Source organism: Arthrobacter sp. BGA-UO-ETr-C19, from assembly GCF_059568005.1.
The window spans coordinates 248,556-273,191 of the sequence record NZ_JCAQPC010000022.1; the positions used below are offsets into that span (position 1 = coordinate 248,556).

Genomic DNA, 24,636 nt, shown 5'->3' on the forward strand with positions numbered 1-24,636 from the left:
TAGGCATATCTCTTTTGGGCGTGCTGCCCCATCTGCAGCCAAGCTGAGCGGCCAGCCAAATTGAGCGTCGCCGGGGACGCGGCGGCGCAATGAGGCGTAGCCACGTACCCGAAATATTAGCATCGGAGCGCCTCTCCAAGGCTTGCAGGCGGCTAAACGGTAGGCTGAACGGGTGCCTATTACTAACGAACGCATCGTCTGGATCGACTGCGAAATGACCGGCCTCGACAGCGTCAACGACGCCCTGATCGAGGTCGCAGCCCTGGTGACCGACTCCGAACTCAACATCCTCGGGGACGGGGTGGACGTGGTGATCAAGCCGGAAGATGCCGCCCTCGCGCAGATGAACGACTTCGTCCGGGACATGCACACCCGGTCAGGTCTGCTGAACGAGCTTCCGGCCGGCAAAACAATGGCCGAGGCGGAGAACCTGGTGCTGGACTACATCCGCAAGTGGGTTCCGGACCCCCGCAAGGCGCCTCTCGCCGGCAACTCGGTGGGAACGGACCGGGTCTTCCTCGCCAGGGACATGCCGTCGGTAGTGGAGCACCTGCACTACCGCATCATCGACGTCAGCACCATCAAGGAACTGGCCCGGCGCTGGTATGCACGCGTCTACTTCCAGGCGCCGGCGAAGCTGGGCGGCCACCGCGCACTCGGGGACATCAAGGATTCCATCGACGAACTCCGGTACTACCGCGAAGCCGTCTTCGTTCCGGCGCCGGGACCGGACAGCGCCACGGCCCAGAAGATCTCCCAGCGCATCTCTTCGTCGCCCTCCGCCGTCGACCAGCAGGCCTCGGACAGCGTTCCGCCGCCCGCTGCGGAGCTGCCCGGAAAGTAATCTGCACCACGTTTGAGGAAAATTTTGCCGAAACAGCCAAAAGTGGCAAAAGCATCCCCCAACAGCAGGTAAGCTATTTGTCGTTGCCTTTTCGGACGGCCGGGGAAACCGGACGGTCTGCGGGGCACATGGTGGGCGTAGCTCAGTTGGCAGAGCGCCTGGTTGTGGTCCAGGAGGTCGCGGGTTCAACCCCCGTCGCTCACCCGCACCGAGGACGGCAGTTTATTGCCGGCCAGCAACAAAGGCCGTACCGGTTATCCGGTGCGGCCTTTGTTGGTTTCACCCCCTGCCGGCTCCCCGGCAAAGCGCCGAAGGAAACCCCTGACATGACTGTTCTGCCCATCACCATCTGGGGTGAGCCGGTGCTGCACCGCCGGGCTGCTGAAGTAGAGGAGTTCGACGACGGGCTTCGCCAGCTGATTGCCGACATGTTCGAAACGAACGACTTGGCAAACGGCGTTGGACTGGCCGCGCCGCAGATCGGCGTGGGCAAGCGGATCTTCGTGTACAAGTTCGAGAACGAGGACGGCGCTCCCCCGGTCGGCGCCGTGGTGAATCCTGTGCTGACCCTTTCCAAGGTGTCCGGGGCGCTGCCGGATCCGGACGAGGAAGTGGAGGGCTGCCTCTCCTTCCCCGGTGAGCAGTATCCGCTCAAGCGCGCCGAATGGGTACGGGTGCAGGGCTTTGACGGGCACGGAAACCCAGTGGATTTCGAAGCGACCGGATGGTTTGCCCGAATCATCCAGCACGAATATGACCACCTGGACGGCAAGCTGTACGTCAACCGCCTCATCGACAGGTATGCCCGCAAGGCGATGAAGCAGGCCAAGAAGAGCGGCTGGGGCGTCCCGGGCCTGACCTGGATGCCGGGCGTGGACCCGGACCCGTTCGGCCACTGATACCGGCGCCGTTTCTGCCGCCGAGGCCCTACCGGGGCACCACCGTCTGCTGCTGCGGGCATGAATCCAGCACGCGGGACATGGCGTCCCTCTCCGGCTGGGTGACCCAGAGGCCGTACGCTGCCTTCACCGAGATCTGCCGCGCCACGTAGTGGCACCGGAGTGCCTTGTTCTTCGGCAGCCAGGTGGCAGCGTCCGACGCGCTTTTCTCCTGGTTGGCGTCACCGTCCGCGGCGATGAGGTTGACCGGATCATTGGCCAGGTTCTGCCGCTGCTGCGGCGTCAGTTGCTGCGCCCCCTTCTGCCAGGCGTCGCCCAGCGCGACGACGTGGTCGATCTGCACGTCCTTGCTGGAATCCGCGCCGCGGACAAACCTGACCACCAGCCCCACGTACGGCTCGTGCATGGTCCCGGCGGCAACCTTGCACTTTGATCCCTTGGCGAACGCCACGTCGTGCAGATCCCGGCGCAGAATGTCGTTGCGGGTGTCGCAGCCGTTGTGGTCTGCGTCCTGCCATGCCTGGCCGAAGGCGAACCGGTCGTAGTCGCTGCCGGAGGCCCTGTCCTTCACGGCCAGCGCTTCCAGTGCAGCGGCCGCGCTGCCCCGCGGCACCGGGTACGGCGGTGCCACGGGCTTCATCCAGGCGGCATCGAACACGGGCGCCTCGCTGGGTCCGGACACGGCAGGCTCGGCGGCGATGAACTGGCCTGCCGAAAAAAACCAGACGGTCGCAGCCACCAGCGCAGCGGCGAAGACACCGAGGACCGCCCAGGCCTGCCGGGAGCGGCGGCGGGCACGCCGGTAGGCGGCCCAGCTGACGCTCACGGCGGCGTCCCGGGGCGCCGGTAATCCGGGTCAGGATGTGGGTACACATGCAGGAGCCTAGGCGAAACCAGCCGGCGCCGTGCGGGTATCCACAGTGTGGAGGACAGGTGCCCTGTGGAGGGCGGGTGGCCTACTGCTCGCGCATCACCCGATGAAGATCGGTGTTGGCGAGATCAAGCAGCCGCTCCAGCTGGGCCACCCTGTCATCGCCGATTTCCCCTGCCGCGTGTGAAGCGCGTGCCTCGTCCAGAAGCCTTTGGGCTTCTTTCTGGTTAGCCTTTGCAACATCGAGGGCATGTTCGAGGGTTGTCTCATGCTGGAGGGTCGGGTTCTGTTCCATGGCACAAGTCTCTCCCCGTTTTCCGGCCGATTCCAGAGAATTGCCCGGGAAGTTCCCGGGAACGGGTCAGCCCCGCCGGCACATCTGTGCCGGCGGGGCTGACGGAACGTTCCGGTCAGACCGAGGCTGCCACGGCCAGGACCGGGGCGGCGTCCTTTGCGGAGTCCTTGGCCGGGAACGTCGGCGGGTTCACGCCGGCCATTTCCTCCATGACCCGGACCACCTGGCAGCTGTAGCCGAACTCGTTGTCGTACCAGACGTAGACAACCAGGTTCTTGTCGTTGGCGATGGTCGCGAGACCGTCGACGATGCCGGCGCGGCGGGAGCCGACGAAGTCAGTGGAGACGACCTCCGGGGAGTCGATGTAGTCGATCTGCTTGCGCAGCTCAGAGTGCAGCGACATCTCGCGCAGGTAGTTGTTGACCTCGTCCTTGGTGGTGCCGTGTTCCAGGCTGAGGTTCAGGACAGCCAGGGAGACGTCCGGGGTGGGCACCCGGATGGAGCTGCCGGTCAGCTTCCCCTGCAGTTCCGGGAGCGCCTTGGCCACGGCCTTGGCGGCACCGGTCTCGGTGATCACCATGTTCAGGGCAGCAGAGCGTCCGCGGCGGTCGCCCTTGTGGAAGTTGTCAATCAGGTTCTGGTCGTTCGTGAACGAGTGAACCGTCTCCACGTGCCCGTGGATCACGCCGTACTTGTCGTTGATGGCCTTCAGGACCGGCGTGATGGCGTTGGTGGTGCAGGAGGCCGCCGTGACGATCCGGTCCGAATCGGCGATGTCGCGGTGGTTGATGCCGTGCACGATGTTCTTCAGGTCACCCTTGCCCGGCGCGGTCAGCAGCACGCGGGCCACGCCCTTGCTCAGCAGGTGCTGGCCGAGGCCCTCCGCGTCGCGCCAGCGGCCGGTGTTGTCCACCACGAGGGCGTCCTTGATGCCGTAGGCGGTGTAGTCGATCGTTGCCGGGTTGTCCGAGTAGATGACCTGGACCTGGACGCCGTTGGCCGTAATCGTGTTGGCGTCGGTGTCCACCTTGATGGTTCCTTCGAAGGAACCGTGCACGGAGTCGCGGCGCAGCAGGCTGGCCCGCTTGGCCAGGTCGTTGTCGGAACCGCGCCGGACCACGATGGCGCGCAGGCGCAGGCCGTGGCCGCCGCCCGCCTTTTCGATCAGGAGGCGCGCAAGCAGGCGGCCGATCCGGCCGAAGCCGTAGAGCACGACGTCGGTGCTGGTGCGGTCGTCGGCGCCGCGCTTGCCCACGATCTCAGCGAGCTCGGCGCGGAGGAATTCCTCCAAAGTCAGGTCGCCGCCGTCGGACTTGAACTTCTGGTTCAGGCGGGCGATGTCGATGGCAGCGGCACCCAGGTCCAGCTGCGCCAGCGTGTTCAGCAGCGGTGCCGTCTCCTCCAGGAGCAGCTCATCCTTGCTCATCCGGCGCGCAAAGCGGTGCGCCTTCAGGATGTTCATGGTGGACTTGTTGATCAGGCTGCGTCCGTGGATGGAGGTAACCACGTTGTTTTCACGGTACAGCCGGCCGATAACCGGGATCATGGCCTCGGCGAGCGCCTCACGGCCCATCCACGTATCAAGACAAGAATCTGACGTCTGGCTCACAGAACTACCTTCCTTGGTTCAACCGGCTACGTCCTCGTAAACCGGATGGCGGCCACTGGAAGTTATCCAGGGCAAGCTGGCACCGGCAGGGTTTCGGTCCACCCCGGATGCCGTTGACCGTGCAAAGAAAAACCGCCGGCTGCGAACGCAGATCCGGCGGAAGAACCTCTACGTTCACCATCCATTCTAGGTGGGCCCGGGCGCTTCTCTTGCCCCGGAGCCCGTGAAATCACTCACACCGGGTGTGATGCCCGTCGCCCGGATGCAGGATTGTTATCGACGCAATCCCGGCAACCACTATCCGCGCGACTTCGTGGGCCATAAGCTGACGGCCCTGACGGCGATGCACTCGTAAATAAGCCGTCTGCGAAAGAAAGGCCAAACGATGTATGAAATGGTCGCCCTGGGAGCCGGGAGTGCATGGCAGCGCCCAACCAACCGGACACCCGGATGCACTTGTGCCCCCTGGCGGTACAGCCCGCAGCATCCCCGCCCCACCAACCCGGAGTGTCCCACTCATGGAGTTGCCAGCCAGGACGCAGCATGACCCCGGATGCCGGTCCAACGTTCTGCCGGCCTTGAGTGGATGGGTTGACCGATACGCCGGGTTCTGTGCCCCCGCGCTGTTGCCGGCGCGGGAGTAGCGGCCATCCATCTACGAGCGCCGTTGCCGACGCCCTCCAGCGGCCTACCCGGACACTCGGGCGGGCAGCCCTCAAACGTGTCCTGTCTGGCCTTGCTCCGGGTGGGGTTTACCTAGCCTTCCCGGTCACCCGGGAAGCTGGTGGTCTCTTACACCGCCGTTTCACCCTTACCTGCTTCGTGCCGCTTTCAAAATCGGCGCGACGCAGGCGGTCTGTTTTCTGTGGCACTGGCCTGCGGGTTACCCCGAGTGGGCGTTACCCACCACCCTGCCCTGTGGAGCCCGGACGTTCCTCGAGCCACTTGCGTGGCGCGCGGCCGCCTGGTCAACCCATCCGCAGTCCAGTTTACGGGCTTTCCCGCGGGCCCGGACACGCGGCCATGCCAGGGTCTAAGATCGGGAAATGGACCAGCCGTCCTTTCCACGGCGACGCATGCTGCAGCTGGCTGGAATTGCTGCGGGACTGACCGCGGCCGCGACGTCAGCCTGCACGGCGCCGCCGGCACCGGTTCCCGGCCCCACGACAACCAGTTCCCTTCCCGATTCGGCCGGTACCCCTGCTCCGCAGGGAACAACGACGGCGGCCATCCCGCCGGCTCCGCCACCGCCGCCTACAACGGTGTCGACCCGGACAGGCGCATTTGACTCCCGCTTCCGTCCGGCCGTCACCACGCACTGGTCCCTGGCGGTGCCGCTTCCGGACGAGGCCGGCCAGTTGCTGCCGGTGGCCGTCTTCCTGCACGGGCTCGGCGGCAGCAGTGAGGTTCTGTTGGGCGACCTCGCGGCGGACCGGGCCCTGCAGCGCCACCTGGACGACGGCGGCCCGCCGTTTGCGGTTGCCGCCGTGGACGGCGGCGACTCCTGGTGGCATGCCCGCGCCGACGGCAGCGACACGCAGTCGATGCTGGTCCAGGAGTTCCTGCCGTTCCTGGGCGACCAGGGCCTCGACCTCGGAAAGGTCGGCATCTTCGGCACGTCGATGGGCGGGTTCGGCGCCCTCCTCCTGGCGTCGCGGGGCAGGGTGTCCGGACTTCGCGCCGTCGCGGCCATGAGCCCGGCCGTCTGGTCCAGCTACGAAGAGGGCATGCAGGACGCCTTCGACAGCCCGGCTGATTTCAAGGCGAACAACGTTTTTGCGCTCCGGCCGAGGCTTGCAGCGATTCCCAAAAGGATCGACTGCGGCAGTGACGATGATCTGGCCCCCACGGTGCGCCAGTACCGTTCGGGACTTCCCGGCCGGGTGGAGGGCGGCTTTCAGCCCGGCGGCCACGACGCCTTGTACTGGCGGTCCATCCTGCCGGACGTGCTGGACTTCCTGGGCCGTTCCCTGGGCTGAGCTCACGCCCCTCCACCGATCCCATCCGCACCCGGCCGGTAAGATCGTACGGTGCTGATTCTGCTCCCCCCATCCGAAGGCAAGACTCCGGCCGTCCATGGAGACGCCATGGACTGGGCTTCGTTGAGTTTCCCTGTGCTGAATACCTACCGGGCAAAGGTGCTCGACGCGCTGGGGACAGTCAGCGCACATGAGGATGCGCTCGCCCTGCTGGGCGTCGGAGCCTCGCTCAAGCACGACGTCGAACGCAACACCCGGCTCCACGCCGAACCGGCGGCGCCGGCGCACCAGGTGTACTCGGGCGTGCTGTACGACGCCCTCGGCTACAAGTCGATGACCCCGGCGCAGCGGCGCCGGGCGGATGAATCGGTGCTGGTCATCTCCGCACTGTGGGGCGCCATCCGGTTCGCCGACTCAGTGCCCGCCTACCGGCTGTCCATGTCAACGGCACTGCCCGACGTCGGACGCCTTGCCTCATTCTGGAAACCGCAGCTGACCGACGCCCTCGGCGAAATTGCCGGTGGCCAACTCCTGGTCGATTGCCGGTCCAGCACCTATGCAGCCGCCTGGACTCCCCCGCCGGCGGACACCGTGACGGTCAACGTGTTCACTGAGGTGAACGGCGCGCGCAAGGTGGTCAGCCACTTTGCCAAGCACACCCGGGGTGAGCTGGCCCGGCACCTGCTGACACGGCGGGGCAAGTCCCCGGCGACGCCTGAGCAGCTGCGGAAGGCGGCAGCCGAGAAGTGGCAGGCCGAACTCGTTCCGGGCACGGCGCGCAAGGCCCACGCCCTCAACATCATCCTGCAGGGCTGACCCAACTGGCTCGCAGTTAATGCCGTTTTGAGAGCCCAAAACGGCATTAACTGCGAGTTACTTGCGTCAGACCCACTCGGCGGAGCGCACCAGGATGCAGCCGGAGTCCGGGCAGAACACGATGTCATCCTCGGCGGCGGCCTTGATCTCGGCGAGGTCGCCCGGGCTCAGCTGCATGCCGGACCCTTCCGACGTACCGTGGAAAAGCCTCGCCGCGCCCACGCCGCGCCGGGCCAGCGTCTTCTCGTAAACCGCCAGCATGCCGGCGTCCAGCACTGCGGCAAACTCTGCTCTTTGACCGCGAATTATTGTCTCTTCAGCATTGATCTCCGCCAGCTGCTCGTCGAGTTCAGCCCGGATCCCGCCGAACGAACCCTGGATGTCGTCCACGATGCTCTGCTGGGCGGCCTGCCGTTCGCGCAGGACATCCAGCCGCTCCAGGACCTCCAGTTCCACGTCCTCAAGGTCTGAACGGCGCTTGTTGAGCGAGGCGATGTCCTTCTGCAGCGCAACGAGATCCTTGGAGAGGCCGGTGCCGCTGTTGAGCCTGGCCTCGTCCCGCTCGATCCGGGTTGCCACCTGCTCCACATCTGCCTCGGCCCGCTTCAGTTCGGCTTCGGCGTCGTGGACGGCAAGTTTCGCGGCGCCCAGCTCCCCGTTGGCAACGCTAAGGGCGGCTTCGAGATCGGTGATCCGCGGATCGGTTTCAAGGCTGCGGCGGCGGTTCGACAGTGACTTCAGCCGGGCATCCAGGCCCTGGAGCTCTAGCAACTTCAATTGTTCCGCCGGTGCTGCCTTGGCCACGTTTTACCTCCGCTTGATCCCATCCGGCCCATGGCCGGCACCCCTGTGGGGTCCTCTAGACTCTAGCGCCTAACGCGCTCCCCAGCCTCGCTACGCTCACCGGGGCCCCTCGCGCGCCAGGCTTAGCCGGGAGTCAGTATGAAGTCCCACGGGTCGCTGTTGGTGGTGCTGACCTTGATTTCGACGTCGAGGCCCTGGTCCGCGAGCACATTGCCCAGCGCCTCGGCGGCGGCGGGGAGCCACAGCCACTCGCTGGCGAAGTGCGAGACATCGATGAGGTAGGGACGGCCGTTCACGGCCGCTTCCCTGGCCTCAGAGGCCGGGTGGTGGCGCAGGTCGGCGGTGATGTACAGGTCCGCGTTACTGGCCCTGACCTCGTCGAAGAGGGAATCCCCGGCGCCGCCGCACACGGCAACGCGCTGCACCAGCCCGTCCTTGTCCCCGGACACGCGCACACCGCCGGCCACCGAGGGGAGGATGCCGAAAACCCGGGCGGCGAAATCGCCCAGCGTCATTGACTCGTTCAGGTCCCCTACGCGCCCGATGCCTTCCTCCGGAAGGCCGTCGGCTGCCGGGGTAAGTGGCGATACGTTCTCCAGGCCCAGGGCGTCGGCAAGGACGTCGGAAACGCCGCCCACCGCTGAGTCCCCGTTGGTGTGCACCGTCAACAGTGCCGTGCCGGACTCGATCAGGCGGTGGACCGCCCGGCCCTTGGGTGTGTTGGCGGCAACCGAGGTGACACCCTTGAGCAGCAGCGGGTGATGGGTGATGAGCAGTTCGGCGCCCCATTCGACGGCCTCGTCAATGACCTCGAGCGTGGGATCCACGGCGAACATGACGCGCGTGACGTCGGCTGACGGATGGCCGGCCACGAGCCCCACCTCGTCCCATGCCTCTGCAAGGGACTCCGGCCAGAGCTCCTCCACGGCCAGCATGAGTTGCCCCAGCGTCGCAGCGGCGGGTGACTCGGCGGCGTCGGGAGCTTCTTCCGGTTCCGCTGCAACGTCACTGTTCACAGGTTCCATACTCATATTTTTACCCTACAGTCGGCTCTGGCTTCTGACCGGCATATGACCCTAGGGTGGGCTGCGGGAATCATCCGCGCGTGCGAACCATTGAAGAGGACATGAAAACTTTTGTGCTTGGCGGGGGTTGCTTCTGGTGCCTGGACGCCGTCTACCAGAAAACGAAGGGCGTCACGTCGGTGGTTTCGGGGTACACCGGCGGCCATGAGCGCGACCCGGACTACTACTCCGTCTGCTCCGGCACCACGGGGCACGCGGAGGTGGTTGCGGTGACCTTCGATGAGGATGTCATCCCGGCCGAGGTCATCCTGGACATGTTCTTCGCCCTGCACGACCCCACCACGCGCAACCGCCAGGGGTACGACGTCGGCACCCAGTACCGCTCGTCGATGTTCTATGAGACGACCGAGGAGAAGATCCTCTTCGAGGAGGCGATCGAACGGAACCAGGCGCTGTGGTCCCGGCCGATTGTGACAGAGGTCAGCCGGCTGCCCGTGTTCTATCCGGCGGAGGACATTCACCAGGACTACTACGCCAAGTTCCCGGAGCAGGGGTATTGCCAGGTCATTATTAACCCGAAGCTGGCCAAGGCGCGGAAATATTACTCTGCATGGCTTAATGCTTAGCAGGTGCGCTGACCCCATCGTTAGGCTGACCAAAGTATTCCCTCCTGAGAGATAGGCGCAAGTACACATGGCACGGATCTACGACGATGTAACACAGCTGGTGGGCGGCACCCCGCTGGTCAAGCTCAACCGCCTGACGGAAGGCCTGGACGCCACCGTTGCGGTCAAGCTTGAGTTCTACAACCCGGCCAACAGCGTCAAGGACCGTATCGGCGTCGCCATCATCGACGCCGCGGAGAAGTCCGGCGCGCTGAAGCCCGGCGGAACCATCGTCGAAGGCACTTCCGGCAACACCGGCATCGCCCTGGCCATGGTGGGTGCAGCCCGCGGCTACAAGGTCATCCTGACCATGCCGGAAACCATGTCCACCGAGCGCCGCGTCATGCTCCGCGCCTTCGGTGCCGAGATTGTGCTGACGCCGGGCTCCGAAGGCATGCGCGGCGCCGTGGAAAAGGCCCAGGAAATCGTGGCCAACACCGAGAACTCCATCTGGGCACAGCAGTTCGCCAACGAAGCCAACCCGGAGATCCACCGCAAGACCACCGCTGAGGAAGTCTGGGCCGACACTGACGGCAAGGTTGACATCTTTGTCTCCGGCATCGGCACCGGCGGCACCATCACGGGCGTCGGCCAGGTCCTGAAGGAGCGCAACCCGGACGTCCAGATCGTTGCCGTGGAACCCAAGGACTCCCCCATCCTCAACGGTGGAGCACCGGGCCCGCACAAGATCCAGGGCCTCGGCGCCAACTTCATCCCCGAACTCCTGGACACCAGCGTCTACGACGAGGTCCTGGATGCCACCCTGGAGGACTCCGTGGCCGTCGCCCGCGAGCTCGGCGTCAAGGAAGGCATCCTGGGCGGCATCTCCTCCGGCGCCATCGTTTGGGGCGCCCTCGAACTGGCAAAGCGCCCGGAGAATGCGGGCAAACTGATCGTCGCGGTCGTCTGCGACTTCGGTGAGCGTTACATCTCCACCGTGCTCTATGACGACATCCGCGGCTAGACCTTAGCCAGCCGCTTTCCGTTTCCTGTAGAAAGATCTTTGTGGGTTTCTTCGCAAGACTTAAGGAAGACCTCGACGCCGCCCGGTCCCACGACCCGGCGGCTCGAGGTTCTTTTGAGAACTTTTTCGCGTACTCAGGGCTGCACGCCATCTGGGCACACCGTGTTACGCACAAGCTGTGGCAGAACCCGTCCCTGCGGTTCCCGGCACGGCTCATCTCGCAGCTCACACGGTTCCTGACCGGCATCGAGATCCATCCCGGCGCCACCATCGGACGCCGCTTTTTCATCGACCACGGCATGGGTGTGGTCATCGGCGAAACGGCCGAGATCGGCGAGGACGTAATGATCTACCACGGCGTCACGCTCGGCGGCCGTTCCCTGGCGAAGGTCAAGCGCCACCCCACCATCGGGGACCGGGTGACGATCGGCGCCGGCGCCAAGATCCTGGGACCGATCATCATCGGCAACGACAGCGCCGTGGGTGCGAACGCCGTCGTCGTCAAGGACGCACCGCCGGAGTCCATTGTCACGGGCATCCCGGCGAGCTGGCGGCACCGCGACGCGCAGCGGGAGACCAAGCCCGCCGTGGACCCGGCGGAGTATTACATCGAATACCGGATCTAGCGGGCAAACCGCTTGTAGATCGTCCACAGCACCACGTCGAACACGGTGTCAGGCAGGAGCCTGCGCAACGTCAGGATGGCACGGGCACCCTTGCCGGCGGGATAGCGTGTTTTCGGCCGGGACGCCGTTGCGGCATGAACAATGGCATCGGCGATGACACCCGGATGCGTCCCCATGCTTGAACTCGACGTCGACGCCAGCGCGCCGGCCACGATTTTCACCTGGTCCCCGTACGGTCCGTGCCCGGAGGATGCCAGCAGGCTCTCGCCCGAGATGCCGCCCCATTCCGTCTGTGTACCCGACGGTTCGATGATCGACACCGTGATGCCGTGCGGCTTGAGCTCCAGCCGCAGCGAGTCGCTGAGACCTTCGACGGCGAATTTCGTGGCGTGGTACCAGGCACCGAGGGGCTCGTACATCTTGCCGCCGATGGAGGACACGTTGATGATCCTCCCCCGCGCTGCGGCACGCATGGCGGGAAGTACCAGCTGGGTCATGCGTGCCAGGCCGAAGACATTGACTTCGAACTGCCGCCTGCCCTCGGCCAGCTCCACTTCTTCAAGCGATCCGTAGGAGCCGTACCCAGCATTGTTGACCAGGACGTCAATCCGGCCGTGGGTTTCGAGGATGGCCGCGACAGCTCCTGCCATGGACGCCTCGTCCGTCACGTCCAGGGCCAGAACATTGACTCCGCCGGCCTTCAGCGGTTCCATCTTTTCGACCCGCCGTGCCCCGGCGTACACGGTGAACCCGTGTTCGCTGAGCTTCCGGGCGGCTTCGAAGCCGATGCCGGTGGATGCACCGGTGACAAACGCAATTGGCTGGGACATGTGCTGCACTCCTTGGACACGGCAACGACGGACAGCTGGCACGCAAGGTCGCTTCCGTTAAACGGCAACGGCCGGCGCTCCCCAGACTATCGGGGAAGCGCCGGCCGTTGCCGCGTCACATTGCGGGTGTGGCGTGGAAGCTAGTGGGTGTCCACTGCCTCGATTTCGGACTTGTCCTCGCCCCAAAGGGTGTGGAACGTGCCCTCGGCATCGACGCGGCCGTAGGTGTGCGCACCGAAGAGGTCGCGCTGGCCCTGGATCAGTGCAGCGGCCACACGCTTGCGGCGCAGGCCGTCGTAGTACGCCAGGGAAGAAGAGAACACCGGCACGGGAATGCCCAGCTGGACTGCTGTGGCAACCACGCGGCGCCAGGCCGGAAGTGCGTCGGCGATGGCCTTGGTGAAGGCCGGGGCGAACAGCAGGTTGGCAGGCTTCTCATCCGCGGCGTAGGCCTTGGTGATGTCCTTGAGCAGTTCGGCACGGATGATGCAGCCGGCGCGCCACAGCGAGGCAATCTCGTCCAGCTTGAGGTCCCAGCCGTATTCCTTCGCGGCAGAGGTCAGCATGTCCATGCCCTGGGCGTAGGAGACCAGCTTGGAGGCGTACAGTGCCTGGCGGACATCCTCGACGAAGGTCTCGGGGATTTCGACGGCGGCTTCCTCGCCGGCGAGCAGCTCCTGGCCCAGCTTCCGCTGCTCAGCCTGGGAAGACAGCGCACGGGCGAAAACGGACTCGGCAATGCCGGAAACCGGCGAGCCAAGCTCCAGGGCCGAGATGACCGTCCAGCGTCCCGTTCCCTTCTGGCCGGCTGCGTCCACAACGACGTCGACGAACGGCTTGCCGGTCTTGGCGTCAACGTGGCCCAGGACCTCGGCGGAGATTTCGATCAGGAAGGAGGACAGCTCGCCCTTGTTCCACTCGGTGAAGATCTTGGACTGCTCTGCAGGCTCGATGCCGGCACCGGAGCGCAGCAGGTCGAAGGCTTCCCCGATGACCTGCATGTCGGCGTATTCGATGCCGTTGTGGACCATCTTGACGAAGTGGCCCGCACCATCGGTGCCGATCCAGGCGCAGCAGGGCTCGCCGTCGACCTTCGCGGAGATCTTTTCGAGCAGCGGGCCAAGCGCCTCGTAGGACTCCTTCGAGCCGCCGGGCATGATGGAGGGGCCGTTGAGGGCGCCCTCTTCGCCGCCGGAGACACCGACGCCCACGAAGTGGAGGTCCTTCTTGGCCAGCGCTGCTTCACGGCGGCGGGTGTCCTCATAGTGCGAGTTGCCGGCGTCGATGATGATGTCGCCGGCGTCCAGCAGCGGCTCGAGCTGCTCGATCACGGAGTCCACCGGCTTGCCGGCCTTGACCATGATCAGGACGCGACGCGGCTTTTCGAGGGAGTTGACCAATTCCTCAAGGGACTCTGTCCGGACGAAGTCACCCTCGTGCCCGTGCTTTTCGAGCAGTGCGTCGGTTTTGCCGACCGAGCGGTTGTGCAGGGCAACCGTGAAGCCGTTACGGGCAAGATTGCGGGCCAGGTTGGCGCCCATCACCGCAAGGCCGGTGACACCGATGTGTGCTGACATCAAAACTCCAATTCAGTGTGTGCAACGTTTAATGCATGGGTCCCGCATGCGCTGCGGAACACGCTTCAGAAAAGCAGGTTATGAATAAAGCATATATATTCGCGGTCGCGGGCGAAAGCGGGTGACCACTCCTTGGACGCAAACCGAGCCATAACGAGTCTATGATGCGTCCCTGCGGCGTGGTCCAAACTCCCCTGGTTGCGGGGCAACAAAGCCTGCCCGCCCGATTATGCTTACGTCTATGTCAACCAGCCTCCACCACCGTGCCGTCGAGCACCTGGGTACCAGAATCGTCGACGGCAGCCTCCCGCCAGGGCACGTGATGTTGGCGGAGCAGCTGGAGGACGAACTGCAGGTATCCCGGTCTGTGATCCGGGAAGCTGTCCGCGTGCTGCAGTCACTTGGCCTGGTGGAGACCACGAAGCGCGTCGGCATCAAGGTCCTGCCGGCGCACCGCTGGAACCCGTTCGATCCGCTCGTGATCCGGTGGCGGCTGGCCGGGGAAGGGCGCGGCGCCCAGCTGCGTTCCCTGGCGGAGCTCCGCTCCGCCGTCGAGCCAGTGGCCGCTGAACTCGCGGCCGTCAACGCACCGCAGGAACTGCGGCAGGAGCTGCTCGACGTGGCCCTTGCCATGCGCGACGCCGGCAAGGCTGGCGACGTGCCGCGCTTCCTGGAGCTGGACATCCAGTTCCATTCGCTGCTGCTCAGCGGCTCCGGCAACGAGATGTTCGCCAACCTCGTGGGCCAGGTGGCCGAAACCCTGACCGGCCGTACCGTGCACGGCCTCATGCCCGACCGGCCCCGGGATCTCACGCTGCAGTGGCACCTGGATGTGGCTGAAGCCATCTTTGGCGGCCAAGCATCGGAGGCCCGGGAGGCGTCCAGCAGGATCATGCGCCGCACCATCTCGGAAATGGAGCCGGTATGGGTGGAGCAGCCGAGGGTATTTGTTCCCCTGCAGCGGCGGCCGCAGTCCGCGTAGCTCTGTCTAGCCGGTGAAGTTGAGGAGGACTTTGCCGGATTGGGCGGAGTTGCGGGCGATGTCGAAGGCTTTGAGGGCCTCGGTGACGGGGTAGTCGTGGGTGATGACCGGGCCGATGTCCAGGGTGCCGTCGGCGAGGGCGGTGATGACTTCGTCGATTTCGTCGTTGAACCGGAACGAGCCTTTGAGGTCCAGTTCCCGGGTGATGGCCAGGGAGATCAGGACCGGCTGGGCTCCGGTGGGCAGCAGCCCGACCATGACCACGGTCCCGCCCCGGGCCGCGCCCTGGACCGCGGAGGCCAGGCCGTGGTGGTTCCCGGAGGACTCGATCACGACGTCGGCCTGGACCGCGCTGATCGCCTCCGTGTCGGCGGCGTTCAGGACCTCGTCCGCGCCGACCGCCGCGGCGATCTCCAACGGTTTGGCGTGCATGTCCACCGCGACGATCCGGGCCGCGCCGGCGCGTTTGAGGACAGCGACCGCCAACGCCCCGATCGGGCCGGACCCGATGACCAGGGCCGTTTTGCCGGCCACGTCCCCGGCCCGGGCCACCGCGTGCCAGGCCACGGACGCGGGCTCGATCAGCGCCGCGGTCCGCAGATCCAGGGTCTCGGGCAGGGCGCGGAGCATCCGCACCGGCAGGTTCACGTACCGGCTGAACGCCCCGTCCGTGTGCGGGAACCTCGCCGCCGAACCCAGGTACGTGCAGCCCGGGGAAAGGTTCGGCCGCTCCGCCGGATACCGCGGCGCGTCAGGACCCTCACCGGGGCCCGGGGTGGCCGGGTGCACCGCCACCGGCGTCCCCGCGACCGGGCCGGTCCCGTCCCCCGCGGCCCGGACCACCCGTCCGGAAATCTCGTGCCCGAGGACCAGCGGGGCCCTCAGGATCGACTCGCCCGCCGCGCCGTGCAGCCAGTAATGCAGGTCCGACCCGCAAATCCCCCCGTACAGCACCTCCACCACCGCCTCATCCGGCGCCGGAGCCGTCAGCGGGACGTCCTCGACCCGCAGGTCCCCCTTCGCGTGCGCGACCACCGCCGGGCCCGATACCGGGAGTTTGAGCGTGCCCTCTGCTGTTGTTGAAGCTGCCGTGTGTGTCATCAGACCACCACCGTCATTCCGCCGTCGATAAAGATCGTCTGCCCGTTCACAAAATCAGACCCGGACGAGGCCAGCCACACCGCCGGCCCGGCCAAATCCTGCACCGTGCCCCACCTGGCCGCCGGGGTCCGGCCCAGGATCCAGGCGTTGAACTGCTCATCATCGACCAGGTTCTGCGTCATCTCGGTATGGATATACCCCGGCGCGATCCCGTTGATCTGCAGCCCCGCGCCCGCCCACTCAGCGGTCATCGCCCGGGTCAGGTTCCGCAGCCCGCCCTTCGCCGCGACATACGGCGCGATCGTGGGCCGGGCCAGGTCCGTCTGCACCGAACAGATGTTAATGATCTTCCCGTGCCCCCGCCCGATCATGTGCCGGGCCGCCGCCCGCCCCACCAGGAACGCGCTGGTCAAATCCGTGGAAATCACCCGCTCCCAATCCGCCACATCCAAATCCAGCATCGGCACCCGGTGCTGGATCCCGGCATTGTTCACCAGGACCTCCAACGGGCCCACATGCTCCTCCACCCACGCCACACCCGCCGCGGCCGCAGCGTCATCCGTGACATCAAACGCCACACCATGCACCCGCCCCGGCGCGTACTCGGCCGCCATCACCGCCTCGACAGCCTTCAGCCGCTCAGCATTCACACCGTTCAGCACCACCGTCGCACCCGCATCAGCCAACGCCCGCGCCAACGCATGACCAATCCCCCGGCTCGAACCCGTCACCAACGCAACACGCCCGGTCAAATCAAAAAGCGACGTCATGAATGGATCCCTTCTTTGGCGCTCACGGCGCCCGTCCTGCTGAGGTTGGAAATGGTTTGCCGGACGACGGCCAGGTCCTGGTCCCCCAGGCCCTGGCGCTTCAGTTCGGCATAGAGTTCGACGCCGGCCCGTGCCATCGGAACGGCGGACCCGGTGGCGTCTGCGGACTCCACGACGAACGACAGGTCCTTGTGCATGAATTTTGCCGGGCCAGTGGGCGTGTAGTCCTTCCGGGCAATCCGCGGGCCCACCTGGTCCAGGACGCGGCTGCCGGCGAGGCCGCCGGACAGGACCTCATAGAGGGCCGCGACATCGACGCCCGACCGCTCGGCGAGCTCGGCCGCTTCGGCGAGCGCCGCCGTCGTGGTTCCGACCACCAGCTGGTTGCACGCCTTTGCCAGCGATCCGGCACCGAGCGGTCCCAGGAGCCTCACCGTCGTGCCCATGGCCTCGAAAAGCGGAAACAGCCCGCGGAAGTCGGGCTCGTGGTCAGCGCCGGCCATTATGGCGAGGGTGCCATCGATAGCACCCTTCGTCCCGCCGCTGACCGGCGCGTCCAGCACCACGGCATTGCCTGAACTGGCCGCCTTAACCCTGCGCCCAAAATCCTTGACCGCGGTGGGGGAAACGCTGCTCATGACCACCACCGCCGTGCCGGCCGCCGGCGGTGACGTCCGCCAGCTCGCGAGCAGTCCGGACGCCGCGTCCTCAATGTAGGCAAGGTCCGGCAGCATGAAGACGATCACCGGCTCGTCCCGGAGTTGCTCCACGGTTTCTGCAGCGGATCCGCCGAGCCGGCGCAATTCCTCCAGCGCGGCAGGCGACCTGTTCCACGCCTTTACCGCCCACCCCTTCCGGACCAGATTGGCCGCCATCGGCGCCCCCATCAGCCCCAGGCCCACAAAGCCTGCTCTTTGTACATTCATCTGGAGGGGAACCTCACTTCGTTGTGGTCAATGTTGGCCATCCCTGGAAATCTGTTCAGTATTCTAGCCTGCATTCAGTATGATGAACAGCATGACGACTGAAACGACCGTCGCGATCGCCGTCCCGCTCGAAGCAGAGTTTGTGGAACGCATCCGCGCCGTAGACCCCTCCGTGACCGTTCTGTACGAGCCCGACCTGCTGCCGCCCGAGCGGTTCCCGGCTGATCACACCGGCGCTCCCGGCTTCAAGCGCACGCCTCAGCAGGAGGAGCGCTACTGGGAGATGCTGGGCAAGGCCGACGTGCTTTACGGTTTTCCGAACGAAAGCCCCGCAGGCCTGGCGCGGATCGCGAAGGAAAACCCGCGCCTGCAATGGATCCACGCCATGGCGGCCGGCGCCGGTGGTGCAGTCAAGGCCTCCGGGCTCGATGCCGAAACCCTGAACAAGTTCAAGGTGACCACGTCCGCAGGGGTACACGCCCTGCCCCTTGCGGAGTTTGCGGCTATGGGCATTCTCAACGGTTTCAAGCGGACCGCGGAGCTCGCCCAGGACCAGGCCGCCAAGGTGTGGCCGGAGCTTCGGATACCCACCAAGCTGGTCAACGGCTCCTCGCTGGTGGTCACGGGACTTGGGGAGATCGGGCTGGAAACCGCCCGCATCGCCCGCGCACTCGGCATGAAGGTCAGCGGCACAAAGCGTTCCGTGGAGGCTATCGAGGGCATCGAGGAAGTGGCGGACAACAACGGGCTGGGCGGGCTGCTCGCCTCGGCGGACGCCGTGGTGAACACCCTCCCGGGCACTCCCTACACAGAGAAGCTTTTCAACCGCGAGGTCTTCGCGGCCATGAAGCCGGGCACGGTATTCGTGAACGTTGGCCGCGGAACTGTCGTGGACGAAGACGCGCTGCTCGAGGCGCTGGACAACGGACAGGTGGCCTACGCCTGCCTGGACGTTTTCGCCGTCGAGCCGCTGCCCCAGGACAGCCCGCTCTGGAGCCACCCGCGCCTCATGGTGTCTCCGCACACCTCGGCCCTGAGCGCGGCCGAGAACCGCCTGATCGCAGAGCGCTTCTGCAGCAACCTCAGGACGTTCCTGGACGGCGGCGAACTCCCCCACCTCGTGGACACTGTCCACTTCTACTAAACCGCCTGCCGCAGGACATTCCCGCAGGGAAAGCACCGGAGAGCCGGGCAGCCACACGGTTGCCCGGCTCTCCCTTTGCGCCCAACCCGCAGGCGCGAACGTACACTTGCGGCCCCAACGCCAGGCGCGAACGTACACTTGCGGCCCACCCCGTGTGGGGATGGGCCGCAAGTGTACGTTCGCGCTATTTTTTCTGGCTGTGTGCCGCCTAGTGGGCGTCCTCGATTGCAACCAGGTCACGGCCCTTGGTTTCCGGCGTGAAGAAGGTGCTTACGAAGGAGATCAGGGCAAGGACCAGCGAGTAGAGCGCCAGGACCAGCCAGGAGTAGCCGGTGGCCGCGAGCAGTGCCGCTCCCACCAGGGGAACCAGGCCGCCGGCCAGCACGGCGGAGAGTTCGCGGGCCATGGCGACACCCGTGAACCGGTACTGCGATCCAAACAGTTCAGGCAGCAGCGGGCACTGCGGTCCCAGCATGGACTGCACACCGAGCGCGATGCCAACCACCATGACGACCCACACCAGGGTCACATTGCCCAGGGTCACGAGGTAGAACGCCGGGAAGGCGATGACAGCCTGGAACAGGGCGCCGTAACGGTAGACCGGCACGCGGCCAAAGCGGTCGGACAGCGCACCGAAGGTGACCACCATGACGGCGGCAAAACCGGCGGCGATCAGGAGACCCACCGGACCGATGAACTTGTCGCCCGGGAAAACGCCGGCCGGGGCCGCCAGGAACGCTACCAGCAGTGCCGAATAGATGGAGGAGTTTCCGTTCTCACCCATGCGCAGGCCTATGCCCACGAGGACGTTCTTCTTGGAGTGCTTCCAGAGCTGGCCCACCGGGTTCTTGACGACGTTCTTGTGCTTCTCCAGTTCCTGGAACACCGGCGTCTCCTTGAGACGCAGGCGGATGAACACGGCGACCGCGATGAGGACCACACTGGCCAGGAACGGCACACGCCAGAGCCAGCCTTCGAGCACGGCCTTGTCGGCGGTAGCGATGAGGGCGAAGGTGCCGGCGCCCAGGAGGGTGCCCAGCTGGATGCCCACGAAAGGCAGCGAAGCAAAGAACCCACGACGGCGGGGCGGGGCCACTTCGGAGATCAGCGTCGTTGCGCCGGCCTGCTCTGCACCTGCACCGAGGCCCTGGACAATTCGGAGGACCACCAGGAGCACGGCGCCGAGCATTCCTGCCTGCTCGAACGTCGGCAGGAGGCCGATCGCAAAGCTGGCAGTGCCCATCAGGCCAATGGTCAGGATGAGCACCATTTTCCGGCCGAACCTGTCTCCGATGTAGCCGAAGACAATGCCGCCGAACGGGCGGGCGGCAAAGCCCACTCCGTACGTAGCGAATGATGCGATCAGCGCGCCCTCATCGCCGAGGGGCTTGAAGAACAGCGGCCCGAAGATGAGTGCCGAAGCCAGACCGTAGATGTAGAAGTCGTAGTACTCCAGAGCGGAGCCTACGGAGCTGGCAAGTGTTGCCCTTCGCAGCTGCTCCGGTTCGACGACGGCGCCGTCCGCATCAGCCAGCGGTGAATCAGTACGAGTTGTCACTAGCACTCCCTCAAAGACACACCAGGCCCCCGTTGGCCTGGTGAGTAGTGATACCACTCTTGCGTCGGTCACTATGCTGAACAGAGTACAACATGATGAACGAGTCGCCAATAGCGCCGGAATTTCCGCCTAGCCCATGGGGTTGCCAAGGGATCTGGCCAGCTCCTTCAGCTCCTTGACCATCTGCGCACCCTGCTCCTGCGAGTAGGTTGCCTTCAGCGCGGTGACCGACAAGCCGAGACTGGGGCCATGCGCTCCGCGGGTGGGTACAGTCACGGCGAGACACACCACGCCCGTGGTGGATTCCTCATCTTCAAATGCGTAGCCCTGCCCGCGGATCTGCTCCAACTGGGCCTTCAGTTCCGCTCCCGTTCGCAGTGATTTGGGCGTCAGCACGGGAAGCTCCGCATCGTCAGCGAACATCGCATCGATGTCATGGTCATGGAGCCTGGCAATCAGGGCCTTGCCCACCGCACAGAGCGACACCGGCATCTTGTCGCCGATATTGGACGTCAGACGGACGGCCGGATGGCCCTCGTAACGGGCCAGGTAAATGACGTTGGTGCCATCCAGCATGGCAATGCGCACCGTTTCACCTGACAGCGTGGGCGCCTGCTCGCAAAAACGGTAGAACTCCTGGACCTCGTCGAGCCGGCTCAAGTAGGCGGCGCCCAATTCAACGAGCTTGCGCCCCAGCGTGTATTCGGCGCCCTGCCTGCTGATGAGCCTGGCCTCCTCGAGGGCCAGCAGCAGGTTGGATGTTGACGATTTGGGAATTCCGAGGTCCCGGGCAAGGTCGCTAAGGGTAAGCCGGCCAGTGGCGGACGCCGCAAGCGACTCCAGCACGGCGGCGGCCCGGGTGACAGCCGGCGCCGGGGACGCGCTGCCCAGTCCATCATTGCCTTTGGGGGTGCGGGAATCGGCCATGATTCTCCTTTTCGATACGCGCTCAGACAGCGGGGGTGGGCGGATTGCATCGCGCACGAAACGCCGGCGACGATGCCAAAGCGTCCAGTCAACTGAACACCTACCATCATACTGGCTGAGTGGCTGCCGCTGAAGGCACGCCGGGAGCAGCGGCACGCGACCGCAAACGCGGGCTGCCAGCCCGCGGACCGCCACCCTCTTAATAGTTTCGTGTTTCCGAAAGTTCACGGTATATTCAAATTCAAGCCTTCCACCGCGGCATCCCCCAATAGTCGCGGTGGAAGGCTTATCCAATTCCCAGGCCCTTTAGTATTCCGGGCCTTTCCGGCTTTCCAGCCTTTGCTCAGGCCGCATCCGCGATGGCATCGTCCGCGGCGGTATTGTCCGCCACAGCGCTCCGCAGCCTCCACCCGCCGCCAAGTCCGTCGCGGACGATCTCCATGGTGGTCAGCGCCGATCCCGCATTTCTGCCCAGCCGGGTCTGCAGCCGCCACACTTCGACGTCAACGCGGCTAAGCCCCAGCGGCATCCGGCGCTCCGCCTCCCACCAGCTGACGCGTTCAAACCAGCGCAGCGGTTCCGCGCCCACCGTCCATTCCTGCCCGCCGCGGATGACAGCCCCCGGCTGCCCGTCGGCAGCAGTCCTCACAAGTACGTGTTCCATGCCCGCAGGCTATGGCCGGGCACAGACATTTTTCCGCCGGCAGCGCGATGCCCGGGGATACACAAAAACCCCGCCTGACCAGGCTCAAGAACTTGGTCAAACGGGGCTTGGAGGTGGGTCCTACCGGGATCGAACCGATGACATCCACGGTGTAAACGTGGCGCTCTACCAGCTGAGCTAAAGACCCAAAGTACGGTTTTTCGCGCCGAAGCGCTCGAACCAACGAACATAGACTCTACCCGAAGAGTGCCGTCAAACGCTAATCGGGTCAGGCCGCCGGGAGCGGCGGCAATTCTTCCGCCAGCCAGGCGAGCGACTCGCTCACTCCGGCTTCCAGCTTGACCGTGGCGAGGTCGTCGCCGCGCGTCGGGCCACGATTGATGATGACAACAGGTTTGCCTTGCTTGGCTGCGTGGCGGACGAACCGCAGTCCGCTCATGACGCTAAGTGAGGAACCGGCAACAAGCAGGGCTTTGGCTTCATCCACCATCGCGTAGGCGCGCTCCACGCGTTCCTTGGGGACGTTTTCGCCAAAGTACACAAAGTCGGGTTTGAGGACGCCGCCGCAGGCGGGGCAGCGGGCGACCACAAAACCCCGGATCAGGCGCAGGTCCTCCACCGTTGCGTCGGCGTCAGGGGCCATCTCGACAAGGCCGGACTTGGTGGCATGCTCCAGGAAGTCCGGGTTCAGTTCCTCCAGTACCCCGGCGAGCAGCTGCCTCGAGTAGGTGCGGTGGCACTCCAGGCAAATCACCTGGTCGAAGCGTCCGTGCAGGTCCACCACGTTGACACTGCCGGCGTCCTCATGGAGGCGGTCCACGTTCTGGGTGATCAGCCCGGTCAGGAGCCCTCGCTGCTCGAGGAGAACGACGGCGGCATGGCCGGCATTGGGATTGGCCCGCCTCAGGTGGGACCAGCCAATGTGGTTGCGCGCCCAGTACCGCTGCCGGTTGGCAGCATCGCCAACAAACTCCTGATAGGTCATGGGTGAGCGCGGGGGTGAATCCGGCCCGCGGTAGTCCGGGATGCCGGAATCCGTGCTGAGGCCTGCCCCGGTGAGAAGCGCCAGCGGCAGCCCGGCGAGCACGTCGCGGATCCCGCCCAGCGCCTCGAGGTCACCGGCCGATGACTCGGCCCGCGGGGCGGGAGGCAGACTGGCGAAACCTGTCAGGCCGGTGCCGGTCCGCCGCTGGTCCATGGGCTGGCCTGACGCTTAACCCTGGGCCAGTTCTGCGAGGATGCGGCGGTATTCGGTAAGGTCCCGGGCCTGGCCGCGCGGGTTCACAACGACGTAGCGGACCGTTCCGCCGGCGTCGATGATGAAGGTCCCGCGCCGCGCCATGCCGCTTTCCTCGTCGAACACGCCGTATTGTTCGGCGACGGCGCCGTGCGGCCAGAAGTCGGCCAGCAGACTGAATTCGTAGCCTTCCTGCTCGGCATACGCACGGAGGGCAAACTTGCTGTCCACCGAGACCGCCAGCACCTCGGCGCCGGCATGTTCGAAGACTGCCAAATTGTCCCGGATCTCACACAGCTCACCGGTGCAGATGCCGGAGAACGCGAAGGGGTAGAAAACAACCACCACGTTGCGTCCCCGGAAGTCGGCAAGCCGGACGGGCTCACCGAACTGATTGGCCAGGGTGAAATCGGGAGCCTGCTGCCCAACCACGGGCACTCCGGCAAGGTCCGCCGGCGCGACGGCGGCGTGACCGGTCACTTGTTCTTCCTGGTCACCAGGCGCGTGGCGCTCCAGTCCTTGGAAACACCCGCGGACGTGGTGCAGTGCAGCCCTGCAGTGGGTGCGGCGTCCTGGATATCGGAAGGCGAAACATATCCGGGACGGCCGGACTTCGGCGTGAGCACCCACACCACACCGCCCTCGGTGAGCGTCGTGAGCGAGTCGACCAGCGTGTCCACAAGGTCGCCGTCGCCGTCCCGCCACCAAAAGATCACGGCGTCCACGACGTCGTGATCATCCTCATCAAGAAGCTCTGAGCCCGTCAGATCCTCTATGTCATCACGCAAGTCGAAGTCGACGTCGTCGTCGTAACCGAACTCCTGAATCAGATCCCCGTCTTTGAAACCCAATTTTTCCGCCACATTTACCGAAGTGGCGGCGTCGGCCTCGCTCACGTGTTCCTCCTGTGCATAGTGATATCGATTACTCCAAGCCAACACCCTTTGGGCGTGTGCTTCAAGCTGCGTGCGCCGCGGTGCGGCTTATTGTGCGTCACACAACAAGTATGACGGTCAAATAGGGCAGGGGGTTCAAGCGCGGCTACGCATCGGCAGGCCGTCGGAGCTACAGTGACTGTTGACAACTATGCCTAGAGGGGCGACCGCCCCCAACTAATAGGCAGTCATACACACGAGATAGAACCCTGCCCGGCGCACATGACCGGGCTGTTGTAACCGATATGACGCACACGACGCGTTCACGCCGGGCAGCTACCCTGCCAGACCTGAGTGCGCCGGAGAATGCGCGCAAAGAGAGGTTGGACGTGGCTGCAGGAGAAGATACCTCCCATATCCTCAGCGGGTTGACTAACCAGCTGCCTGATCGTGATCCGGAAGAGACCGCCGAGTGGGTTGAGTCCCTGGATGCGCTGATCAGGGAACAGGGCACGGAGCGTGCCCAGTACATCATGCGCAGTCTCCTGCAGCGTGCCGGCGCGCAGAGCGTCGGGGTTCCGATGGTGACCACCACGGATTATGTGAACACGATCCCGGTGGACCAGGAAGCGCAGTTCCCGGGGAACG

General features: G+C 65.3%; 26 protein-coding genes, 2 tRNA genes and 1 other RNA gene. 11 read left to right on the forward strand and 18 right to left on the reverse strand.

What is annotated here, in order from left to right; genetic code table 11:
- The first annotated feature begins 172 nt into the window (after window positions 1-172).
- The 3 genes from orn to def all read left to right on the forward strand — a co-directional run bounded on the left by orn (window position 173) and on the right by def (window position 1,743).
- Window positions 173-844: an oligoribonuclease gene (orn, locus tag AC57BR_RS16060; RefSeq protein ID WP_496362273.1), complete on the forward strand. Its 672-nt coding sequence runs from the start codon at window positions 173-175 to the stop codon at window positions 842-844.
- 131 nt (window positions 845-975) lie between these two features.
- Window positions 976-1,048 (forward strand) — tRNA-His (locus AC57BR_RS16065).
- 122 nt (window positions 1,049-1,170) lie between these two features.
- Window positions 1,171-1,743 carry a peptide deformylase gene (def, locus tag AC57BR_RS16070; RefSeq protein ID WP_496362275.1) on the forward strand — a complete coding sequence of 191 codons (573 nt, stop codon included), beginning with the start codon at window positions 1,171-1,173 and terminating at the stop codon, window positions 1,741-1,743.
- Between the two features lie 28 nt (window positions 1,744-1,771).
- On the opposite strand, the gene AC57BR_RS16075 is transcribed toward def, so the two are convergent.
- The 4 genes from AC57BR_RS16075 to rnpB form a co-directional block, all read right to left on the reverse strand.
- Window positions 1,772-2,569 carry an HNH endonuclease family protein gene (locus AC57BR_RS16075; RefSeq protein ID WP_496362277.1) on the reverse strand — a complete coding sequence of 266 codons (798 nt, stop codon included), beginning with the start codon at window positions 2,567-2,569 and terminating at the stop codon, window positions 1,772-1,774.
- Window positions 2,570-2,699: 130 nt separating this feature from the next.
- Window positions 2,700-2,909, reverse strand: coding sequence for a hypothetical protein (locus AC57BR_RS16080; protein ID WP_496362279.1), 210 nt, complete (start codon window positions 2,907-2,909; stop codon window positions 2,700-2,702).
- A 115-nt stretch (window positions 2,910-3,024) separates the two neighbouring features.
- Window positions 3,025-4,518, reverse strand: a complete 1,494-nt coding sequence (locus AC57BR_RS16085; RefSeq protein WP_496362281.1) for a glyceraldehyde-3-phosphate dehydrogenase — start codon at window positions 4,516-4,518, stop codon at window positions 3,025-3,027.
- 583 nt (window positions 4,519-5,101) lie between these two features.
- Window positions 5,102-5,494, reverse strand: an RNA gene (gene rnpB / locus AC57BR_RS16090) — RNase P RNA component class A.
- Window positions 5,495-5,564: 70 nt separating this feature from the next.
- On the opposite strand from rnpB, the gene AC57BR_RS16095 reads away from it, so the two are divergent.
- Both AC57BR_RS16095 and AC57BR_RS16100 read left to right on the forward strand, forming a co-directional pair.
- A complete protein-coding gene (locus AC57BR_RS16095; RefSeq protein WP_496362283.1) occupies window positions 5,565-6,497 on the forward strand; it encodes an alpha/beta hydrolase in 933 nt (310 codons plus the stop codon).
- 51 nt (window positions 6,498-6,548) lie between these two features.
- On the forward strand, window positions 6,549-7,313 hold the full coding sequence (locus AC57BR_RS16100; protein WP_496362285.1) for a YaaA family protein: 765 nt from the start codon (window positions 6,549-6,551) through the stop codon (window positions 7,311-7,313).
- 66 nt (window positions 7,314-7,379) lie between these two features.
- Here the strand turns inward: AC57BR_RS16100 and AC57BR_RS16105 are convergent, their stop codons facing one another.
- Together AC57BR_RS16105 and AC57BR_RS16110 are read right to left on the reverse strand one after the other, a co-directional pair.
- Window positions 7,380-8,117, reverse strand: a complete 738-nt coding sequence (locus AC57BR_RS16105) for a zinc ribbon domain-containing protein (protein ID WP_496362287.1) — start codon at window positions 8,115-8,117, stop codon at window positions 7,380-7,382.
- 122 nt (window positions 8,118-8,239) lie between these two features.
- Window positions 8,240-9,142 (reverse strand): Nif3-like dinuclear metal center hexameric protein, encoded by a 903-nt coding sequence (locus AC57BR_RS16110; protein ID WP_496362334.1) that lies wholly within the window; start codon window positions 9,140-9,142, stop codon window positions 8,240-8,242.
- Between the two features lie 101 nt (window positions 9,143-9,243).
- Here AC57BR_RS16110 and msrA point away from each other — a divergent pair, with 101 nt between their 5' ends.
- From msrA to epsC, 3 genes are all read left to right on the forward strand, one after another.
- A complete protein-coding gene (gene msrA, locus AC57BR_RS16115) occupies window positions 9,244-9,768 on the forward strand; it encodes a peptide-methionine (S)-S-oxide reductase MsrA (protein ID WP_496362336.1) in 525 nt (174 codons plus the stop codon).
- 67 nt (window positions 9,769-9,835) lie between these two features.
- Window positions 9,836-10,771 (forward strand): cysteine synthase A, encoded by a 936-nt coding sequence (gene cysK, locus AC57BR_RS16120; RefSeq protein WP_496362289.1) that lies wholly within the window; start codon window positions 9,836-9,838, stop codon window positions 10,769-10,771.
- Between the two features lie 41 nt (window positions 10,772-10,812).
- Window positions 10,813-11,397: a serine O-acetyltransferase EpsC gene (gene epsC, locus AC57BR_RS16125; protein ID WP_496362291.1), complete on the forward strand. Its 585-nt coding sequence runs from the start codon at window positions 10,813-10,815 to the stop codon at window positions 11,395-11,397.
- On the opposite strand, the gene AC57BR_RS16130 is transcribed toward epsC, so the two are convergent.
- Window positions 11,394-12,227 (reverse strand): oxidoreductase, encoded by an 834-nt coding sequence (locus AC57BR_RS16130; protein WP_496362293.1) that lies wholly within the window; start codon window positions 12,225-12,227, stop codon window positions 11,394-11,396. The genes epsC and AC57BR_RS16130 overlap by 4 nt on opposite strands.
- Window positions 12,228-12,367: 140 nt before the next feature.
- The gene (gene gnd / locus AC57BR_RS16135) at window positions 12,368-13,804 is read right to left on the reverse strand and encodes an NADP-dependent phosphogluconate dehydrogenase (RefSeq protein ID WP_496362295.1); all 1,437 of its coding nucleotides are present in this window, start codon (window positions 13,802-13,804) and stop codon (window positions 12,368-12,370) included.
- A gap of 241 nt (window positions 13,805-14,045) precedes the next feature.
- On the opposite strand from gnd, the gene AC57BR_RS16140 reads away from it, so the two are divergent.
- Complete coding sequence (locus AC57BR_RS16140; protein WP_496362297.1) at window positions 14,046-14,786, forward strand: FadR/GntR family transcriptional regulator; 741 nt, start codon at window positions 14,046-14,048, stop codon at window positions 14,784-14,786.
- Between the two features lie 6 nt (window positions 14,787-14,792).
- Here AC57BR_RS16140 and AC57BR_RS16145 read toward each other — a convergent pair whose 3' ends face one another.
- From AC57BR_RS16145 to AC57BR_RS16155, 3 genes are read right to left on the reverse strand one after another with little or no spacing between them, the layout of a single operon-like run.
- Entirely contained in the window at window positions 14,793-15,887 is a 1,095-nt protein-coding gene (locus tag AC57BR_RS16145) for an L-idonate 5-dehydrogenase (protein ID WP_496362299.1), read from the reverse strand.
- Window positions 15,887-16,657 (reverse strand): SDR family oxidoreductase, encoded by a 771-nt coding sequence (locus AC57BR_RS16150; RefSeq protein WP_496362301.1) that lies wholly within the window; start codon window positions 16,655-16,657, stop codon window positions 15,887-15,889. Before AC57BR_RS16150 ends, AC57BR_RS16145 begins: the two co-directional genes overlap by 1 nt.
- Complete coding sequence (locus AC57BR_RS16155) at window positions 16,654-17,583, reverse strand: NAD(P)-dependent oxidoreductase (RefSeq protein ID WP_496362303.1); 930 nt, start codon at window positions 17,581-17,583, stop codon at window positions 16,654-16,656. Before AC57BR_RS16155 ends, AC57BR_RS16150 begins: the two co-directional genes overlap by 4 nt.
- A gap of 79 nt (window positions 17,584-17,662) precedes the next feature.
- Here AC57BR_RS16155 and AC57BR_RS16160 point away from each other — a divergent pair, with 79 nt between their 5' ends.
- Window positions 17,663-18,727: a D-2-hydroxyacid dehydrogenase gene (locus AC57BR_RS16160; RefSeq protein ID WP_496362305.1), complete on the forward strand. Its 1,065-nt coding sequence runs from the start codon at window positions 17,663-17,665 to the stop codon at window positions 18,725-18,727.
- Between the two features lie 208 nt (window positions 18,728-18,935).
- Here AC57BR_RS16160 and AC57BR_RS16165 read toward each other — a convergent pair whose 3' ends face one another.
- The 7 genes from AC57BR_RS16165 to AC57BR_RS16195 form a co-directional block, all read right to left on the reverse strand.
- A complete protein-coding gene (locus tag AC57BR_RS16165) occupies window positions 18,936-20,285 on the reverse strand; it encodes an MFS transporter (protein ID WP_496362307.1) in 1,350 nt (449 codons plus the stop codon).
- A 129-nt stretch (window positions 20,286-20,414) separates the two neighbouring features.
- Entirely contained in the window at window positions 20,415-21,212 is a 798-nt protein-coding gene (locus AC57BR_RS16170) for an IclR family transcriptional regulator (RefSeq protein WP_496362309.1), read from the reverse strand.
- A gap of 343 nt (window positions 21,213-21,555) precedes the next feature.
- Window positions 21,556-21,876 (reverse strand): hypothetical protein, encoded by a 321-nt coding sequence (locus tag AC57BR_RS16175; protein WP_496362311.1) that lies wholly within the window; start codon window positions 21,874-21,876, stop codon window positions 21,556-21,558.
- Between the two features lie 114 nt (window positions 21,877-21,990).
- Window positions 21,991-22,063, reverse strand: a tRNA-Val gene (locus AC57BR_RS16180).
- An 81-nt stretch (window positions 22,064-22,144) separates the two neighbouring features.
- On the reverse strand, window positions 22,145-23,074 hold the full coding sequence (locus tag AC57BR_RS16185; protein WP_496362313.1) for an NAD-dependent protein deacetylase: 930 nt from the start codon (window positions 23,072-23,074) through the stop codon (window positions 22,145-22,147).
- Between the two features lie 15 nt (window positions 23,075-23,089).
- A complete protein-coding gene (locus tag AC57BR_RS16190) occupies window positions 23,090-23,593 on the reverse strand; it encodes a peroxiredoxin (protein ID WP_496362315.1) in 504 nt (167 codons plus the stop codon).
- Window positions 23,590-24,009, reverse strand: a complete 420-nt coding sequence (locus AC57BR_RS16195) for a DUF3052 domain-containing protein (RefSeq protein WP_087873741.1) — start codon at window positions 24,007-24,009, stop codon at window positions 23,590-23,592. Before AC57BR_RS16195 ends, AC57BR_RS16190 begins: the two co-directional genes overlap by 4 nt.
- A gap of 368 nt (window positions 24,010-24,377) precedes the next feature.
- Here AC57BR_RS16195 and AC57BR_RS16200 point away from each other — a divergent pair.
- Window positions 24,378-24,636, forward strand: a 259-nt coding sequence (locus AC57BR_RS16200; RefSeq protein WP_496362317.1) for a pyruvate dehydrogenase E1 component-related protein, incomplete at its 3' end; no start/stop codon positions are given.

Coding starts and splice junctions, on each gene's coding strand:
- def (WP_496362275.1), top strand. CDS start 1,171: ATGACTGTTCTGCCCATCACCATCTGGGGTGAGCCGGTGCTGCACCGC.
- AC57BR_RS16080 (WP_496362279.1), bottom strand. CDS start 2,909: ATGGAACAGAACCCGACCCTCCAGCATGAGACAACCCTCGAACATGCC.
- AC57BR_RS16095 (WP_496362283.1), top strand. CDS start 5,565: ATGGACCAGCCGTCCTTTCCACGGCGACGCATGCTGCAGCTGGCTGGA.
- AC57BR_RS16110 (WP_496362334.1), bottom strand. CDS start 9,142: ATGGAACCTGTGAACAGTGACGTTGCAGCGGAACCGGAAGAAGCTCCC.
- msrA (WP_496362336.1), top strand. CDS start 9,244: ATGAAAACTTTTGTGCTTGGCGGGGGTTGCTTCTGGTGCCTGGACGCC.
- cysK (WP_496362289.1), top strand. CDS start 9,836: ATGGCACGGATCTACGACGATGTAACACAGCTGGTGGGCGGCACCCCG.
- AC57BR_RS16130 (WP_496362293.1), bottom strand. CDS start 12,227: ATGTCCCAGCCAATTGCGTTTGTCACCGGTGCATCCACCGGCATCGGC.
- gnd (WP_496362295.1), bottom strand. CDS start 13,804: ATGTCAGCACACATCGGTGTCACCGGCCTTGCGGTGATGGGCGCCAAC.
- AC57BR_RS16140 (WP_496362297.1), top strand. CDS start 14,046: ATGTCAACCAGCCTCCACCACCGTGCCGTCGAGCACCTGGGTACCAGA.
- AC57BR_RS16145 (WP_496362299.1), bottom strand. CDS start 15,887: ATGACACACACGGCAGCTTCAACAACAGCAGAGGGCACGCTCAAACTC.
- AC57BR_RS16150 (WP_496362301.1), bottom strand. CDS start 16,657: ATGACGTCGCTTTTTGATTTGACCGGGCGTGTTGCGTTGGTGACGGGT.
- AC57BR_RS16155 (WP_496362303.1), bottom strand. CDS start 17,583: ATGAATGTACAAAGAGCAGGCTTTGTGGGCCTGGGGCTGATGGGGGCG.
- AC57BR_RS16160 (WP_496362305.1), top strand. CDS start 17,663: ATGATGAACAGCATGACGACTGAAACGACCGTCGCGATCGCCGTCCCG.
- AC57BR_RS16170 (WP_496362309.1), bottom strand. CDS start 21,212: ATGGCCGATTCCCGCACCCCCAAAGGCAATGATGGACTGGGCAGCGCG.
- AC57BR_RS16175 (WP_496362311.1), bottom strand. CDS start 21,876: ATGGAACACGTACTTGTGAGGACTGCTGCCGACGGGCAGCCGGGGGCT.
- AC57BR_RS16185 (WP_496362313.1), bottom strand. CDS start 23,074: ATGGACCAGCGGCGGACCGGCACCGGCCTGACAGGTTTCGCCAGTCTG.